At 40.0% G+C, this 17,430-nt stretch carries 20 protein-coding genes; 6 read left to right on the forward strand and 14 right to left on the reverse strand.

Features of this window, described 5'->3' with window-relative positions; all coding sequences use genetic code 11:
• Positions 1–100: 100 nt before the first annotated feature.
• From Q4550_RS00005 to Q4550_RS00020, 4 genes are all read right to left on the reverse strand, one after another.
• On the reverse strand, positions 101–1,204 hold the full coding sequence (locus tag Q4550_RS00005) for an AI-2E family transporter (RefSeq protein WP_303529156.1): 1,104 nt from the start codon (positions 1,202–1,204) through the stop codon (positions 101–103).
• A 9-nt stretch (positions 1,205–1,213) separates the two neighbouring features.
• Entirely contained in the window at positions 1,214–1,822 is a 609-nt protein-coding gene (locus Q4550_RS00010; RefSeq protein WP_303529157.1) for a serine/threonine-protein kinase, read from the reverse strand.
• Positions 1,823–2,049: 227 nt separating this feature from the next.
• Positions 2,050–2,994: a nucleoside hydrolase gene (locus Q4550_RS00015; RefSeq protein WP_303529159.1), complete on the reverse strand. Its 945-nt coding sequence runs from the start codon at positions 2,992–2,994 to the stop codon at positions 2,050–2,052.
• 137 nt (positions 2,995–3,131) lie between these two features.
• On the reverse strand, positions 3,132–4,019 hold the full coding sequence (locus Q4550_RS00020) for a diacylglycerol/lipid kinase family protein (protein ID WP_303529161.1): 888 nt from the start codon (positions 4,017–4,019) through the stop codon (positions 3,132–3,134).
• A gap of 693 nt (positions 4,020–4,712) precedes the next feature.
• On the opposite strand from Q4550_RS00020, the gene Q4550_RS00025 reads away from it, so the two are divergent.
• From Q4550_RS00025 to thiM, 3 genes are all read left to right on the forward strand, one after another.
• Positions 4,713–6,359: an ABC1 kinase family protein gene (locus tag Q4550_RS00025; RefSeq protein WP_303529163.1), complete on the forward strand. Its 1,647-nt coding sequence runs from the start codon at positions 4,713–4,715 to the stop codon at positions 6,357–6,359.
• Positions 6,349–6,591 carry a hypothetical protein gene (locus Q4550_RS00030; RefSeq protein ID WP_303529166.1) on the forward strand — a complete coding sequence of 81 codons (243 nt, stop codon included), beginning with the start codon at positions 6,349–6,351 and terminating at the stop codon, positions 6,589–6,591. The genes Q4550_RS00025 and Q4550_RS00030 overlap by 11 nt, the downstream gene beginning before the upstream one ends.
• Before the next feature lie 107 nt (positions 6,592–6,698).
• On the forward strand, positions 6,699–7,502 hold the full coding sequence (gene thiM / locus Q4550_RS00035; RefSeq protein ID WP_303529169.1) for a hydroxyethylthiazole kinase: 804 nt from the start codon (positions 6,699–6,701) through the stop codon (positions 7,500–7,502).
• Between the two features lie 84 nt (positions 7,503–7,586).
• On the opposite strand, the gene Q4550_RS00040 is transcribed toward thiM, so the two are convergent.
• The 3 genes from Q4550_RS00040 to Q4550_RS00050 all read right to left on the reverse strand — a co-directional run bounded on the left by Q4550_RS00040 (position 7,587) and on the right by Q4550_RS00050 (position 9,150).
• Complete coding sequence (locus Q4550_RS00040) at positions 7,587–7,793, reverse strand: hypothetical protein (RefSeq protein ID WP_194221010.1); 207 nt, start codon at positions 7,791–7,793, stop codon at positions 7,587–7,589.
• A gap of 182 nt (positions 7,794–7,975) precedes the next feature.
• Positions 7,976–8,230 (reverse strand): hypothetical protein, encoded by a 255-nt coding sequence (locus Q4550_RS00045; RefSeq protein WP_303529174.1) that lies wholly within the window; start codon positions 8,228–8,230, stop codon positions 7,976–7,978.
• A gap of 68 nt (positions 8,231–8,298) precedes the next feature.
• Positions 8,299–9,150 (reverse strand): MBL fold metallo-hydrolase, encoded by an 852-nt coding sequence (locus Q4550_RS00050; protein WP_303529176.1) that lies wholly within the window; start codon positions 9,148–9,150, stop codon positions 8,299–8,301.
• 169 nt (positions 9,151–9,319) lie between these two features.
• Between Q4550_RS00050 and Q4550_RS00055 the strand changes: the two genes are divergently transcribed.
• Positions 9,320–9,982 (forward strand): peroxiredoxin, encoded by a 663-nt coding sequence (locus Q4550_RS00055; protein WP_303529179.1) that lies wholly within the window; start codon positions 9,320–9,322, stop codon positions 9,980–9,982.
• Between the two features lie 167 nt (positions 9,983–10,149).
• Positions 10,150–10,779 carry a redox-sensing transcriptional repressor Rex gene (locus Q4550_RS00060; protein WP_303529181.1) on the forward strand — a complete coding sequence of 210 codons (630 nt, stop codon included), beginning with the start codon at positions 10,150–10,152 and terminating at the stop codon, positions 10,777–10,779.
• A gap of 47 nt (positions 10,780–10,826) precedes the next feature.
• Here the strand turns inward: Q4550_RS00060 and Q4550_RS00065 are convergent, their stop codons facing one another.
• Positions 10,827–11,453: a 3'-5' exonuclease gene (locus Q4550_RS00065; RefSeq protein WP_303529184.1), complete on the reverse strand. Its 627-nt coding sequence runs from the start codon at positions 11,451–11,453 to the stop codon at positions 10,827–10,829.
• Positions 11,454–11,644: 191 nt separating this feature from the next.
• Between Q4550_RS00065 and Q4550_RS00070 the strand changes: the two genes are divergently transcribed.
• Positions 11,645–12,328: a bacteriorhodopsin gene (locus tag Q4550_RS00070; RefSeq protein WP_303529186.1), complete on the forward strand. Its 684-nt coding sequence runs from the start codon at positions 11,645–11,647 to the stop codon at positions 12,326–12,328.
• 65 nt (positions 12,329–12,393) lie between these two features.
• Here Q4550_RS00070 and Q4550_RS00075 read toward each other — a convergent pair whose 3' ends face one another.
• The 6 genes from Q4550_RS00075 to Q4550_RS00100 all read right to left on the reverse strand — a co-directional run bounded on the left by Q4550_RS00075 (position 12,394) and on the right by Q4550_RS00100 (position 17,424).
• The gene (locus Q4550_RS00075; protein ID WP_303529188.1) at positions 12,394–13,161 is read right to left on the reverse strand and encodes a TIM barrel protein; all 768 of its coding nucleotides are present in this window, start codon (positions 13,159–13,161) and stop codon (positions 12,394–12,396) included.
• Positions 13,162–13,285: 124 nt separating this feature from the next.
• Positions 13,286–13,741, reverse strand: a complete 456-nt coding sequence (locus Q4550_RS00080) for a hypothetical protein (RefSeq protein ID WP_303529190.1) — start codon at positions 13,739–13,741, stop codon at positions 13,286–13,288.
• A 131-nt stretch (positions 13,742–13,872) separates the two neighbouring features.
• A complete protein-coding gene (locus Q4550_RS00085; RefSeq protein ID WP_303529192.1) occupies positions 13,873–14,625 on the reverse strand; it encodes a class I SAM-dependent methyltransferase in 753 nt (250 codons plus the stop codon).
• A gap of 151 nt (positions 14,626–14,776) precedes the next feature.
• A complete protein-coding gene (locus Q4550_RS00090) occupies positions 14,777–15,967 on the reverse strand; it encodes a dicarboxylate/amino acid:cation symporter (RefSeq protein ID WP_303529194.1) in 1,191 nt (396 codons plus the stop codon).
• A 265-nt stretch (positions 15,968–16,232) separates the two neighbouring features.
• The gene (locus tag Q4550_RS00095; RefSeq protein ID WP_226612333.1) at positions 16,233–16,478 is read right to left on the reverse strand and encodes a biotin/lipoyl attachment domain-containing protein; all 246 of its coding nucleotides are present in this window, start codon (positions 16,476–16,478) and stop codon (positions 16,233–16,235) included.
• Between the two features lie 400 nt (positions 16,479–16,878).
• Positions 16,879–17,424 carry a phosphoglycerate mutase family protein gene (locus Q4550_RS00100; protein WP_303529201.1) on the reverse strand — a complete coding sequence of 182 codons (546 nt, stop codon included), beginning with the start codon at positions 17,422–17,424 and terminating at the stop codon, positions 16,879–16,881.
• Between the last annotated feature and the right edge of the window lie 6 nt (positions 17,425–17,430).

Genomic DNA, 17,430 nt, shown 5'->3' on the forward strand with positions numbered 1-17,430 from the left:
CCCATAGAAAAATCCCCTCCATAATAGACAGCTTAGTGCGCTTTCTTTTTTCTGTCTACTATGAGGGGATCATATCATATTTGGAGTGCCTGTTCTTTTTTTATGATTTAGTCGTTACATGCTTTCCACGCTGCTGCAGTTTAATTAATCGATACGTATGCGTAAAGATTACTTTTAACACCGCATAAGTTGGAATCGCTAGAATGAGTCCCAGGAATCCAGCAAGACTGCTGGCAACCAATAACAATAAAATAATCGTTAGTGGATGGATATCAAGTTTTCGCCCCATCACAAGAGGTGATACAAGGTTACTTTCTATTTGTTGGATTACAATCACTCCAAGGACAACCCATAGAGCTGTTAGCGGTGATTGAATTAATCCTACAATCACCCCAGGCGCCGTCCCGATGATAGGACCAATAAATGGTACAACATTAAGGAAAAGGGCAATGAGCGCTAGAATTAACGCATAATCAAGATCAATAATCACATACCAAATGTAAACAAAGGTTCCAATAAAGATGCTAACAATTAGCTGGCCTTGAATAAAGCCACTTAACGCATCATCCATGTCTTCTAGTATTTTCGCCCCTTCTTTTCGATGAGCTCGAGGCACAACACTAAGTAAGGAAGGCATCAGTTTCTTTCCATCTTTCAACATAAAGAAAAGGATAAAAGGAAGAAGCACAATTCCTACAAGTACATTTGTCACCACATTTAATATGGAGAAAAGATAGTTTCCGAAAGAGGAGCTAATTTCCCCGATAGAACCCGATATACGATCCGTTAACTCCTGTATATCAATCATTTCACTTTGAAGAATTCTCGCTATGTATGGATTGCTTTGCCATTCGTTGGTCGCTTTCTGCAGATCATTGATAAGGGTCGGGGCACCTTGTACCAAACTATTAAATTGATCAACTAGAACAGGACCAATGCTCAGGACTAAACCAGTCACACCACCAGCAAGGGCAAGATAGACAATGAGAATACCAAGCGGTCTAGGAATTTTCCACTTTTCTAAGAGGGTGATAACAGGTCTAAGAATATAATAAAACACCCCTGCAGCGATGATTGGAAAAGCTAAAGTTGTTACGAGTATCACAAGCGGACGAAAAATAAATTCGATTTTACTCCCTACCCAAATCACTGTAAAAATAAGGAGGAGCCAAATAAAAAATCGAAACATTCGTGATTGCTGCATGATCGATCATCACTTCCTTTCATTCATTTTGATGAAGCCTTTACGGTAGAGACGAATGATCATCTCGATGAACCAAACGGGGTATTTCTTTGGAAAGAAGCGACGTTGGTAGTAGCGATCATAGGCCATCTTTAAGTCATCCCAGTGCGTACACTCCTTTGATTGACGGAAGCGAACAACATCGATGACGCGAACTTCTCCATTCGAGAGAAGCATCACATTTTGGAGATGTGTATCGGAAGGATTCAACCCTTTAGAACGGGCATACTGGAGCGCCACATCCACCTGCAGTAACATATTATCAGTGATGATAATCCCTCGTCTTAAGCACTCGTAGAATGTAATGCCGTCCAAGTATTCTAAAACCACATACCCCTCTCCTCCTTCATAATAAAAAGGGAAGTGGTTATTATCTTGAAGTACTTGATAAATCGAAGCTTCCTGCACAGCAAGATGAGCACAGTCAGGATAGAAAACCTTAAGAACCTTTTGTTCATCACGTATTCTAAATACGACTGCACTTCTACCTCTACCGATTAGCTTCAGCTCTTCTGGTTTTCGAAGAACCTCTGTTCCAGATATCTCAATTTGCTGAACCATTCTTCCAATGTCATTCAAATGACAACACCCTCTTCATTTCTCGCATATGTTACGCGATCTCTATCTTTACACTTATTCGCAACAGATGGCATGGTATAAGGGTGAATCGCCTGGATCGCAATAGAATCCAAGAATAATATAATAGCTTAGGTACACAAGAGGTATAATTTTTGTTTGAGAGAAATCTCGTTTTTAAGACTATCCTACACCATTTACGAAAGAACACAAGGAAATGTTTCAGATCTCTAGAAAGTTTCTCCGGTCATCCTACTCATAAATAATTGGTAGAAAGTAAAATAGTTCATCGATATTGCGACTGAATGAATAGGTCTTCCATCAAATTCCTCTTGTTCAAATGATTTCCTAAAATCACCAATACTTAGGCCCCGGGCTTCTCCCGTAATCTCTACTGCTACGCGAGTGCGGTAGAATGAGCAAATGTCCTTCTTTTCAACCCCCATTAACGTAAGCGCATCGTGAACAGGACTACCTTCAATGTCTGGAACCATTTTCTTATAAAATTCCTCATAATAGTAATCTAGAAGTGGCTTCATAAGAGGCGCCTTCCCTTTTGCATGAATATAATTAACCATTCCCGGTGTTACAATCGCATGCTCCGTCACATTTAGTGGAAATAAAAAAACATGCTCAGCATATTTCATCACTATATTTGCCGCAACTGGATCTGCATAAAAATTAGCTTCTGCACTCGGGGTCACGTTTCCTGGGACGTTAAATGCACCGCCCATTATATAAAAAGATTTAATTCCTTTCATCGTATCTGGATACAAGAGAAAAAGCGTCGCAAGAGAAGTCATCCTCCCAACGTTTACGATCACAAGGTCGTCATACTTTTCAATTAATGAAATCACTTGAAAGAAATTCTCTAAAGGGGCAGCTTCATTTGGCGGTGGCGTAATAGGACCTAATCCTTCCGGGCCATGTACATTAGGATAATAAATCGGCACCTCTCCAGTCATGGGCTTTTCTGCCCCACCCATTACAGGGATATCCGTTCGACCAACTTCTTCAAGTAAGTAGCGAACGTTACGGGTCGTTTGTTTTTTTGATACGTTTCCGTAGCAAGCTACAATACCAATAACATCCACACCTTCTGATAAATAAGCAAATAAAAGGGCGATCGTGTCATCAATTCCTACATCTCCAAAAAACAAGACCTTTTGTCCCATTTCTTCACCTCATCCCCATACTTATCATGACTAACATATTCACATCGCTGTAAATTAAGAAGCAAGTCATTGGGATAGGTGAATAATTGAAGAAAAAGCTTTTTCAAATAATAAGCACTAAAGAAGAGCAGGTTTCCCTACTCTTTTGGTACAAAAATATTTAATTCGTTATGCATCACTTCTGCTTCGAACGGAAGGTGAATACCTTCATCGCCATCGATATTTACAACAAGTTCATGACCCGATTCCACTTTTAATTTCGAGGCTGGAAAATACTCCACTTGAGCATTATTTTGCAACTTTCCACTGAAGAGATCTGGTATGATTTTAAACACTTTTGTAAGAGAAAACTCTCTTAATATAAAGACATGAAAGTAGCCATCGTTCACCTCTGCATGCTGAGCGAATGACTGTATCCCTCCAACTGAGTTTGTTAACGCGATCAGCATTAAATAAGCTTTCCCATCCCATTGCTTACCGTCGTATGTAATGTTCAAGTCGAATGGTGTTTTATCCTTTAATGCTTTTCCACCTTCAATTAAATAAGCGAGTGGACCAAATTTGGATTTTTGATCAGCCGTAACGTCATATACAGCTTCTGCAATGGCGCCAACTGCAAGTACATTCATGAAATATTGATCATTTATACGTCCAATATCAACCGGTTTCGTATGCTGTTCAGATAGAACCTCTAGCGCTTTCTTAGGTTGCATCGGTATGTCTAGTGCTCTTGCAAAGTCATTCACTGTTCCAAGGGGTACGAAACCAAAATCAGGGCGTTCTGTTTCACGCGCTAAACCATTCACCGCCTCATTGATCGTTCCATCTCCTCCCATTGCAACAACTGTATTAAAGTGATTCTCACAAGCAGCTCTTGCAAAACGAACAGCATCTCCCTCTTTTTCGGTATACTTCACCGTAACGTCTACATGGTTTTGTTCTAAAATGGCTACAGCCTCATCTTCATATTTCATCGCTTTTTCTTTCCCTGAAGATGGATTAATAATCAACATGGCTCGCTTCACAGATACGTCCTCCCTAAACCAGAAATAGTAAGTCTCTTTCGTAGATTCCCTTCTTCTTAAGCCTTGAAACAGTATGATTCAATCAAATTGGTGGACGCATACAAATCGTTCTCAAATTAGTCGTGATATAAGATTTTTTATAAAACCATATGACAAACATTTCCTCTCCCCTATAATAGAATGGGGTATTCGAACACATGTAAAGGGAAACGTCATTAAATATGCTGTTTGGAGCACGGAAAGGAACTGTTCACGTGAGGAATTATATGTATTTTGCAAGTAGTTTTATATTATTATTCTTTTTTCTACAACTTCTATCGGGGATCATTTTAACAATGTTAGTCGAATCCCCCTCCTATACAAGCTTTGGAAATTATACGAGCGCAGAGAATTCTTTTCTTGTGACGATCATCATCATAGGGATTTCAGCCGTCATAGCTTTTCTTATTCAAAAGTGGCTCAATAAGAGACGAAAGTAATGAAGATTTCACTCGTATGAGCTAGCGAACCGATTTAATAAGGTTCATTAATATGTAACATCGTTTGACGCAATAGGAAAAATAATATTCATCCCTGTCTCTTATAGAGATAGGGATATTTAATGTGCTCTTCAGCTGTAATAGTTGTTTCTAATGAACGAAAATAGGCTATGTTAAAGACTAAACGCCATTTATTCAGGAGTAGGAGTCGCATATGAAATATTATTCGCTGTATCGGATCGTCGTGATCGTTTGGATGTCGGTTAAGTTCTTCATTCAACTCCAGCATTTCAGAAGGAAAAGCAAGCATTCATGGGACCAGGAACGCTGGCAGAAGCTATTAAAGAAACAAGCGAAAGAATATAAGGAAAAAGCGATTCGTCTTGAAGGTTTACTTGTGAAGCTTGGACAGTTCCTCTCAACAAGAGCTGATATTCTTCCAAAAGTTTTTCTTGAAGAAATTGAAGATCTTGTTGACCGCGTCCCTTCTTTCTCTTGGGAGAAAGCGAGAAAGACTCTTGAAGAAGAGTGGTCATCTGATTACGAAGATGTCATTGATCACCTTTCGGAACGACCAGTTGCTTCTGCCTCTATTGGTCAGGTATACAGAGCAACGTTAAAATCAGGTGAAGATGTTGCCATCAAAATCCGTCGACCAAATATCCGTAAAATCATACGAGCTGACTTCCAAGCGCTCCGAATTGTGTTTTGGTTGATGGATACATTCACTTCTTATGGAAAACAGCTCGATCTTAGTAGACTTTATGATGAAGTTCGAAGCGTGATCGAAGATGAACTCGATTTTAAAAAAGAACTAAAAAACGGACTACACTTCCAGGAACGTTACAAAAACAGCCCGGGTTATCGCGTACCCAATTATGTATCTGAATGGTCAACGAAAAAAGTCCTTGTCATGGAGTGGATGGAAGGCGCACGGATTACGAATCTGTCTTACATTAAAGAAAAGAACATAAACCGACAGGAGCTCGCACGTAAACTTTTGAAGGGCTACCTTGATCAGCTTCTTCAAGAGGGACAGTTTCATGCCGATCCACATTCAGGAAATATTCTGATCCAAGAAGATAGCACAGTTGTTTTTATCGATTTTGGGATGGTTGGTCATATTGAAGCAAGAGATGCTCTATCGATTCGCAAGCTGATTACTGGAATCGTGCTGAATCAGTATCGTGATGTCACGGATGCCCTTGAAGAGCTTCGGTTTCTTCTTCCTAATTCAGACAAGCGGCAGATTGAGAAAGCTATCCAGACGCTTGTCACGTTATTTGTGGAACAAGATTTAACGATGATGGATGAAGATACGGCAGATCAAGTTCTGACAGAAGTTCAAACCCTTGTGAATAAACAGCCCATTCAACTACCTAGTGAATTTGCTTTTCTAGGAAGAGCGATATCAACAATTGTAGGTATCCTTTACACATTGGACCCAGAGATTGATTTAATAGAAGAAGGAAAGCCGATTGTGCAAGAATGGATCAATCGGGAAGAATCAACTGATAAGCGCTATGATCCTAAGAAAATTTTGAAACAACTTTATGCGAGAATCACTTCCATTGAAAACCCTCTTGATCGATTGTCTGAGGAGTTCAACCAACATCGGCAATGGGAGGAATCGTTAAAACAACGGGAAGTTAAAGCAAAAAGCTTACTGTGGAATAAACATTATGGATTTATCCTTTTCTGCCTCAGTCTAATCGGATTCTTTATTAGTCACGCCTTTGAAATTCAATCATTACTCCTTCCTACTATGATTACTGGAGGAATCAGTTTACTCGTCATACTTCTTGCAGGTACCTTCGAGAAGCGACTATGGAAAAAAAGGAGCAGTAAAAATGAACGATGAAAAAGTAATGAAGGAAACAAGTGAAAAGCTCGGACGCTCTGAAGTGAAAGTGGAAGGTCTTCATGATGGGTATCGGATTACAGTGAAAGGAGATGAAGAAGAGCTCAAGCAAAAACGACGCGTTGGCGGTGCCTTTATTAACCTTCTTAAACAACTTGAAAAAGCCGGCTATCGATTGCCTTTTCCATTTTCATGGATTCTGCGCTTCTGGAATCGGTATTCAAAACGATAGAAGATGAGGGAGCATTCCCCCTCTTTTTTATTTTCACTTCTTCCTCTTATTGGTACAATGAGGAAATGAAACCACTTATCATTGATTCACCAGAAAGGATGTGCGCCATGGATAAGAAACACGCAGCAGAATTAATTACAAAAGTAAGAGAGACTTCTCCTCTCGTTCACAATATAACGAATACAGTTGTTACGAACTTTACTGCAAATGGTTTACTTGCCGCAGGAGCTAGCCCTATAATGGCGTATGCACGAGAGGAAGCGGCAGATATGGCGAGAATTGCTGGAGCTGTCGTCTTAAATATTGGTACACTTACAAAGGAAACCGTTGAAGCGATGCTACTCGCAGGAAAAGCAGCAAATGAATTGAACACCCCTGTTATACTCGACCCAGTTGGAGCCGGTGCTACTCCTTATCGAACGTCAACTGCTCGCCGCATTTTAAAAGAAGTCGACGTTCAATATTTGCGAGGAAATGCCGCAGAAATTGCTAATGTTGCAGGAAAAACATGGTCAATTAAGGGCGTTGATTCTATTGAAGGGGACGGAAATCGCGAAGCTCTCGCTAGAAAAGCTGCCAAGATGTTTGGCTGTGTTGTGATTGTAACTGGTGAAATTGATACCATTTCAGACGGCAATACGTCAATAAGACTAGGAAATGGCCATCCCATTTTAACGAAAGTAACCGGCACTGGATGTCTTCTCTCTTCCCTGCTTGGAGCGTTTGCAGCCATTGAACCAGATCCTATGCTCGCAGCCTATGGCGTTCTTGCTTTCTATGGAGTGGCTAGTGAAAAAGCCGCTCATCTCGTTGGAAACAGGCCTGGAGATTTTCAGATTGAATTACTTAACCAACTCTCTCTGCTCTCATCAAAAGAAATTGAAGAAGGCATTCAACTCATACCGAACTAACAAAAAGGGGAGCGCGAATCAACATTCACGCTCCCCTTTTCGTTCAAGGAATCAACCTCTTCTACATCACAAAACATACTCCTATCAATGAGCAATAAAAAAGCAATCCTCCACGCCTTTGAATGTATAGACCACTTTTTCAAGCAACGGATGGAAGTAAACAATGAGATAATCTCCGCTTCGATCGATGACTCGTTTACCCCAATGATACACTGGATAATCCTGCATGGTGCATGATTCTGTTTCGACTTCGGAAGTGATCCAATCGATCACTTTTGCTTCCTCATCCATTACTTCCCCCTCGAGAACTTACTGATAGGTGAATGTGTACTACACTTTCTTCTCTACACCATGACGCCCATCCACCGAAAGTGCTCTATTGTTTAAGACATATCTCACTTGTTTTCTAACTATCACTTTCAAAGAACATCCCAATTCATGTAAAAACCTGAAGCAAATGCTTCAGGTTCGTACTAAAACAAGATGCCCAAGATACCGGCCAGAATGGCAAAGACGATTGCGATAATATACCAGATCACCGCAAGAACAACGATAAGCCAACCGATTCCTTTTCTACCTGTCTGAATGAAATAAATCCCAAGTACGATTGGTCCAAATATCAAACCGATAATGGCCCAAAAGAAGGAACTCTTATCTCGTTTTTTAGCATCTATAAATAAGAAAATGGCGATAACCACATTTACAATAAAGCCAAATGACATTTCCATACGCTCACCTCATTTCTAGAAAACTGTTTCCCTTTTGTCTTTCATTCTAAACTGGGCATCCATGGTGTTTACGTGAGATCAACGATTAACGTATCGAATGCAAAGGATATCTTCTTATTTTGTAGAAGGGTGTTTTCCACTTGTTTTAGATCATCAAAGCTTAATTGATCGGGTTCTTCGATATGTGTTAGAAAGACTTCCTTCACTTGAAGATTCTCAATGATTTCAAGCGTCTGACGAAACGTTGCTTCTTCTTTAAGTACAGGGTGATCAGCGCTTATTTGACGTTCCCCAGTGATCGGATGAAATTCGCAAACACCTGTAGGCAGCACCGCAACATCCAATTCTCCAAGCTCAGGTGGCTCCCAACCAAATAACTCGTCAAGCGCAATGAGAATACGTTTGCCCTCTCCCTCAAACAAAAAGGCATAAACATAGTCCTCTGAAAGGCGAAACGGTGTAATCGTTACCCCATTAAGACTCACCTTGTCTCCATCACTCAGTTCATGAAGCGATATGTACTTCTGACTATCAAAGAAAGCTAGATGCTCTGCTGTGCCTAATCTTGTCTGAAAATCGATGGCTACTTGTTCTGGAAGATAAACGTCTGTCGTTGTTCCTTTTGCAGGATGATTAATCCAATCGGCATTCATTGATTCGAGTACCCTTCTCCCCATCACATGGTCGGGGTGCCAATGGGAATAAAAGACGCCATCAATGTTTGAAATACGTGATCGATTTAACTGCATGTAACTATCTTCAGGTGTATCAATCAAAACATTGGGCCCATGAATAAACACGCTTGGACCAGATCTACTGTAAGGAAGTCCTTTTTCTCTTCCTTCCTTGCATATGTCACATTGACAGAGTGGGCGTGGGATCGCCATAGCGCCACCAGTGCCAAGAAATTCGATTTGCATCTCCTTACTCCCCTCTCATAATTTGGAATCATTTACCTCTCTCTCATTCTATCTTCTCCTTTCTATAAGAAAAAGACTAATTTTAACATTTGTCACAAAATCGACTGTTTATTTCAAAATGAGAAGGGAACACCATCCATAGATTCAAATTAAAGGAGGATGTTTTGAGATGTCAGAACAACAAACTGAAGTCACATACCAGCTTCCAAGGATCGGTTCACCTGCCCCCGATTTTACTGCAAACACAACTCACGGACAGATTTCATTAGACGATTATAAAGGTAAATGGTTTGTCCTATTTTCCCATCCTGCAGATTTCACACCTGTATGCACAACAGAGTTTGTCGCATTTCAGGAAATTTATCCTGAGTTACGTCAGCTTGACGTTGAGCTAATTGGACTCAGTGTAGATAGCGTTTCCTCTCATCTTGCTTGGGTGCGTAACATCGAGAAAAACTTTAACACTGAAATCGAATTCCCTGTGATTGCAGATCTTGATCGCAACGTTGCCACTCGATATGGCATGATTATGCCTGAAGAAAGTCAAACTGAAACAAGCCGAGCCGTTTTCGTGGTAGATGATAAACAGGTGGTTCGAGCTGTTATCTATTACCCTCTTACTACTGGGCGGAATATGAATGAAATCATGCGATTGGTTAAAGCTTTGAAAACAACCGATGATCACGGATCACCAACTCCCGCAAATTGGGAACCAGGAGATAAAGTGCTCGTTTCTCCTCCAAAGACAAAGGAAGCTATGAAGCAACGTGAAAATGAGGATGATCTCGAATGCATCGACTGGTATTTATGTAAAAAAGAACTTAATGAATAAAGCTGCTATCAAATCGGCCTGATTGGCCGATTTTTTTTGGGGATTAACTTAACTTTTTTATTGCACGTTATCCCCTCTAGTTCTTTTGGATTATTTTCCAAATTGCACTTTGCTAGATTAAGATTATAATAGAAGGGAAAGCGTATTAGTTTGACGGAGGTAATGTTATGAAAAAGGAAGAGAATAAGCTTCCAAATGCAACCATTAAGCGGCTCCCACTCTACCTCTCTTACTTAAAAAGCGTTAAGAAATCGGGACAAAAATCGATTTCATCTGTAGAGATTGGAAATGCACTTAATTATAAATCAGACCTTGTAAGGAGAGATTTTTCTAAGATAAAAGCCCCAGGTCGAAAAGGGGCTGGATATGAAGTGAAAAAGTTAGTCAACCACCTTCACCTGATCGTGAACGAGAAGACTGAACCTGAAGCTACACTAATTGGCGCAGGTCGTCTTGGGACAGCACTTCTTCACTATAACCATTTACGAAAGTCGTCTCCTAAAATCAAAATGGCGTTTGATAATAACCCAAAAATAGTAGGCAAAACGATTGCTGGTGTTCCGGTCTATCATATCGATGAAATGTATGACCGCTTAACCCCTACCGTAACCGTTGCCATTCTCGCCATTCCTGCCGCTTCAGCACAGTTAATTTCTGAAAAACTATCTGAAACAGGAATTATTGGGATAATGAATTTTTCTTCTGCCTACTTGCAACTTCCCGCCAATATCCACCTACAGCAAATTGACTTGGCGAGAGAGCTTGATACATTATCCTTCCTCATTCACTTCTTCTAAACGATTGCAGAAGTAAAATAGGTTAAAAAAACCCATCACCAAATTCGTTAGCGAATTTTTGGTGATGGGTTTTTCTTTGTCACTCGTTTTTTATTTAACTTTGCTGGTTCATACCCATTATCGAACAACACACCGTTTGCCGTACCTGTTCTCTCCACAAGTTCATTTACATCGCTTGCATTTAAAGTCTCCGCCGCTTTCAAGAAAATTAGAGCTGAAGCACGTGCATCATCCAGCGCATGGTGATGATCAAGGTCGATTCCAAGGTAATCAGAGACAACATTTAATTTATATCGAGGTAATGTCCACGTTTTTTTCGATAAATTCACCGTACAGTTATAAGCAAGCATCGGATAAGGTAGGTTATATTGATCGAGAACAGCGCGTAAGACGCTCATATCAAATTGGGCGTTATGCGCGATAAGGAATTTCCCCTCTACCAACTCACGAATTTCCTCTTTCCATAGAACGTCGAACTCAGGTGCGTCAGCTACATCCTCTTCTGTAATCCCATGAATGCTAATGTTAATGCCCGCAAAATAATTTTGTTTTGGTTTCACCAATCGATAGTACTCTCGAATAAGCTCCCCATTCTCGTATTCTACGAGACCAATGGAACAAACGCTTCCTCTTTGCGAATTAGCCGTTTCAAAATCTAGTGCAACGAAATTCATATTGTAACTCCTTTATCACTCAGTACTTCCATCTTAAAATGTTCTCTTCCATCCGTCTACCTATTTGATTCTTTCAATACAAATAGTCTTTGTATTTATTGAAAAAATTCTATAATCACTCTATTAATAATGAATAAATTCTTCTCTAAAGCCGATAATGGATATCACGTTAAGAAGATAGAGGTGAAACCATGAATTCAATTGATATTTCGTTACACATTTTTTATTTTATCGTCATGATCTCAAGCGCCATTTATTTTTATCTCCTAAGTCGAAACCCAAAAGGCGTCCCATTGTATGAATATGTTGTCGCTATTCTAATCACAGGATGGTCTGGGGTCGCTTATTTATCCATTGCTTTAGGGCAAGGGATATTAGAAAGACCGGAAAAAACGATTTACTTTGCACGCTATTTAGATTGGGTAGTCTCCACTCCTCTCTTACTACTATCACTTGCCTTAACTGCTATGTTCTACCAAAGTAAAATCAATCGTACACTCATCGCTTCTTTGATTGCAGCTGATGTTTTTATGATTTTAACTGGTCTCATTGCAGATTTTTCATCTGAATCACTAAAATATGTTTGGTACACAATGGGGCTTGTGGCTCTTGTCATCATATTAGTCATTGTATGGGGACCGCTCAAGAGAATAGCGGATGGTTCAAACGAGCAACTTGCAAAGCATTATAAGCGAGTGGCGATTTACTTAACATCTTTTTGGGTTCTTTACCCTACCGCATGGTTTTTCGGGTCATCAGGAGTTGGCGTAACTGCAGGGATCATTGATACTCTAGCCTTTATCGTTCTTCCGATATTCTCGAAAGTAGGATTTGGTCTACTCGACCTTCACGGATTACGAAAACTAAATAGGTAATACCAAAAAGAGCTACAACTCCCAGTGGAACACTGGTTTTTGTAGCTCTTTCTCATTTCTAACCACTATTCAACGTGCTCTAAAATAGTCTCTCTAAACTCTACTAAAGCTCGATCCGTTTCTATCGTATAGCCGCATTCCAATCCAATAAACCCATCAAACCCCGTCTCTTTAATAGCTTTTAAGATATTCAAATAATTTAATTCACCTGTTCCTGGCTGATTTCGCCCAGGGTTATCAGCGATATGATAATGATGAATGCGATTCCGATAGTTCGTCGCGTTTCGAATCACATTCCCCTCTGTAATTTGCTGATGATAAACGTCGAAGAGAAGCTTTACATGAGGACTATCAACTTGATCTATGATCGAAACCGCTTGATCTGAATATTGAAGGAAGTTCCCCTCGTGATCGACAAGTCCATTTAAAGGTTCTACTTCAAGCACCATACCAGACTCTTCACATAGCGCTGCACTCCGTTTAAGAGTCTCAATCATTGCTTCTTGTTGCATCTTAACAGGCGCATCGATCATAACGTTCCCCGTTTGTGTAATAATTGAAGTTGTTCCAAGTCTTTTGCATGCTTCAATTGTTTCAGTTAGTCCACTAAGAAAAAGCTCACTCATTTCGGGATTCACTAGATTGAAAGACCTTGTACATGTTGCTGTAATTCCAACCCCAATACGACTTTGTGCTTTAGCCACTTCTTTTAGATCGAGCTCTGTCCAATCATAATATTCGAGTCCATGAAAGCCGTGTTCTTTCACTTTCTCCAAATGAGTAATCACATCGTCACCAGGATAAGCACCGATACAAAGAGAATATTTCAACAATCACTCAGCTCCTAATAGTCGTTATGACGGTTTATTTACTTCTTAAACACCATTTTTCAGCCGTTTCCTATACCGATTAAGGTAATCATCTCTACTTATCTTTTTTCAAAGAGTGCTCGTTTCGCTATATGAAATATGGAAAATAATATCCGAAAGAAACAAAGATTCCAACCGTCGTAAAAAGAAGTGTTCCAACAAAAAAGGGATGACGTGACCCTCCCCTATGGATCGCAACCGCACCTGATTCAAAACCACTATGAAACTTTCCAACAGTGCGACTTGCATTTTCTTGAAACGGTCTAAAATAAGCGGGTAGCCAAATTATAGCTATAAGCAAAATACTTCCTACGAACCATGAATCGATGAAATTCCAGCCGCTCATGACCGATATGGTGGCCACTATTCCACTCTCAAACAGTAGCGTAACGACGAGAAGCAACCCATACCGGTTGAAAGTGCTGAGTTTACTTAACAAATGTTTTTCAATGAATGCAGAAATCTTACTTAACGCTCCAGCTACTGAAACAGCTACTATTAAAAAGACTATGCAAAAAATGAATTTTACAACCAGATTAATCACACCCTCTAAGAGATAGTGGCTTCTTCTTCGAAAGAAACGCTTCTCTTAAAGTACGGATCAACTTACAATAAGTTCCATATTATTCGGTGGAAAATCGATTATATCTACCGCAAAACCCAGAGCTTACTAACTTATTTGACCGCTTTAATAATCATCGTTGTTGGAAATTTCTTTGCTTTGTATAAAGAATAATATCGATCTGAAACAGTTATGTCCTCTTCAGAAATAGAAGAAGAGACATCACTTTCAATCACCTTTTTTATCTTAAACCCCGCCTGGATTAATTCATTTATGTAAGTGGACATTTTCCGTTTATGGATCGTCATTGTGACGCCTTCACCTTTGAAATCTTCAAATGTATGAAGGCCTTCATTTTGATAAGAACCGTTAAGTGTCACTGCTCCTTCTTTACTTTTCAAATGAACATATAAGGGATGATCCCAGCTAAAAACAAAGCTTCCTCCCTCTTTTAAGTAAGCGTAAATCAATGCGAAAGTTTTCCTTAGATCTGTTGTCCATCCAATCGCATAAATAGAAAATACATAATCAAAATAGTTTTTAGGAAGACCAATCTCTTCTTCCATTGGCGCACAAAAAAGATTGGGGGATAAACCTGATAACGTTTCCTCAGCCTTGTGTTTTTGTTCTTCAGATAAATCGACGCCCCACAGTTCTTCTGCTCCATTATTCGCCATATACCGTAATGAATGCCCACTACCATACCCAATCTCAAGTACTTTACTTTTCTCAAGCTGATCAAATAGCTGGAGCTCGTTCTCCGTTTGAGCAAAAGGGCCATACGCAGGTAGCGCATCTACCCCGTTAAAATGATGAGCAACTTTATTCCAACTTCCTTTGTTTTGTTCCAAAATCGTATTTTTCATATTCCTCTCCTCCTCCAACTACTTTCATTTCGAGAGGATAATAGGAGAATCCTTTTTCTCAAACTAACCTTACAGCAATGGTGGCTTATTATGAACGAACTGGATTGCGAGAGAACATAAAAAAAGGACAGGCATCTGCCTGTCCTAAATGTTACCCTGCTTTTGCAGTGTCTTTTAATGTGGCTTTCTTCGATGTTAATCGATCCACAAGGCCTGACAAAGCCCCATCACCTGTTACGTTACAAGCTGTACCAAAGCTATCTTGTGCAAGGTATAAAGCGATCATTAGTGAGATCATCGTTGAATCGAATCCAAGCATTGTTTCTAACAATCCGATCGCCGCCATAACAGCACCACCTGGTACACCAGGCGCCGCAATCATGGTAACCCCAAGCATAAGGATGAATGGAATGATCGCAGCGAATGTAGGCTCCTGTCCATTCAAAAGCATAACCGCCATCGCACACGAGACAATCGTAATCGTGCTTCCGGAAAGGTGAATAGTCGCAAGGAGCGGAACGCTGAAATCAGCAATTTTCTCTCGTACACCATTCTTTTTCGTTTGTCTTAGCGTAACTGGAATTGTAGACGCTGAAGACTGAGTACCGAGCGCTGTAAAATACGCTGGCATCATGCCTTTCAGAAGCTTAAAAGGATTACGAGATGTCGCTGCACCAGTAATGCTATATTGAATCAAAAGCATTGTCATATGAAGAAGAATAATCATGACGAACACTTTGGCAAAAACACTTAAGATTGTTTGGACTTGTCCAGCACTTGTCATGTTTGCGAAAATGCCAAGAATATGAAGCGGTAGTAATGGAATAATGACGTAGCTAATCACTTTCTCAACGATTGTTCTAAACTCAATCATAACCCCTTTTAGCATATTCCCCTTCATCGCAGCCATGCCAAGTCCAAGTGTAAACGCTAGAACGAGTGCCGTCATAACGCCCATCATAGGAGGGATCTCAACCTCGAAGAAAGGCTTTAATAACGATTCTTCAGGATTCGCCATCTCTGAAGCGGCTCCACCGGTTTCAAGGAATAAAGGATATAAATTTCGTGCAGCAAAGAAAGCTAGCAAACCAGCTAGAAACGTAGAAAGGTACGCAACTGACGTTGTAACCCCAATTAACTTCCCTGCACCCTTCCCAATTTCACCAATTCCCGGTGCAATAAATCCAATAATAATGAGAGGAATCGCGAAACCTAGAAAGTTTCCAAAAATCCCGTTGAATGTAGCAAATAATCGTACGGTCCATTCAGGGAAATAAGCTCCAATAACAATTCCAAGGGCAATGGCAATAAGAATACGTGGCAACAGTCCAATTTTCTTCATAGTGTCCTCCATACAAAAACATTTGTCCATCTCGGGTGTAATATATGTGTACTTTACTAAAAAAAGAGTCATCCTGCAAGACATATTCGTTAGAAACAAATAAGAAAGTTTGATCAACAAAGTATTATATGGATAAGTTGGATATTATTCTCATATCGGATCAAAAAAACGAAAGACGCAAGCGCTACGGTAAACCGTAACAAGCTTGCGTCAGTTTGCGCTCATTCTATGATCATCAAGCACAGTGCTCAGCTATGAGCGAGCATCAGTCGCTTCCTGTTACAAAATCATCTTCTTTCATTGAGGCAAGAATGTAACCGCCAGTTACGCGATCATTCTCCTTCACATGAAGTTCAGAAATTTCCCCGCTTACTCCAAGCGTAATTTTCTCGGTATTGCCCTGTCCGTTGCGAATGACAAACATTGGCTCCCACTCATATACTCGAGATGCATGTTTGACGAATACTTTCTCGATAACTCCCTCACATGGACAGACCACTGAACGATTCATGGTTTCTTTCCCCTTTCCAGCTTGTAATAGTTCCTGTATGGAACAGTTTGTTTTCTATACTTCCATGATATGTTTCGCATGTTTTTCTATGATGCAAAACGAATGTTTTCTTTAACCTTGCGTCCATTTTACCTGCTTTTTTCTTTTTGACAACCCCTATATTTCTTGAAAACCCTTCATAAACTAGCAGATTTAATTTAATAATTGACCAATTACATTTTGCTAAGATAGCGTCTCTTTCTTGCGAATAATTATTTGATTCATCACTTCATGTAACTAGTAATCTCATAACCTCGCAAACTATGTTAGCTACACAGTGTTTTTTGAAACACACAACATTGCTGAAAATATTTCAACATAGTAAAATCCGAGCAAAAAATAAAAAGTAAAATGATTAGTTCTAATCTTTCCAATACGTATGACAAGCCCAATTCGCTGAACTTTTATCTCCCTGTAACTTCCATCTTCGCTTCTCTAACTCCCGTCCTAAAAAGCGATTGAAAAAGCCATGCCCAACTAAAACGAGAGGCTCCTTCGCCTTTGCACATTCCTCTAAAATATCGGAGGCTAACTTGGCACGCTTTCTCGCATCCTTTCGAGTTTCTGCTTGGTTTGATAAACCAATAAACCAAAGAAACCGATAAAAGACTGTCCACATTTGAGGTTTGATCTTTAGGAAGCGTATGTTGTAAAAGGGGAGTTCCAGTTCTCGGAAGATGGGATCGCTTTGAATCGTACTTGCCTGCTGCGCTGATTCTAGAGATCTTGGTAAGTCACTCGTTAATACTAACGGTGCTTGTTGTAAAATAGCTTGAACCTGTTGAGGAGCTTCATCACATATGCCTTCTCTATTATATTGACTAACCCATTTGCGATAAGCCTCACTAGTTATCCGTTCCGAAAAATCGCAGGCGGATTTTCCATGTCGTATTAAACTTATCTTCACCTAATC

It is taken from the genome of Anaerobacillus sp. 1_MG-2023 (assembly GCF_030547345.1).
GTDB classification, from domain to species: Bacteria; Bacillota; Bacilli; order Bacillales; family Guptibacillaceae; genus Guptibacillus; species Guptibacillus hwajinpoensis_B.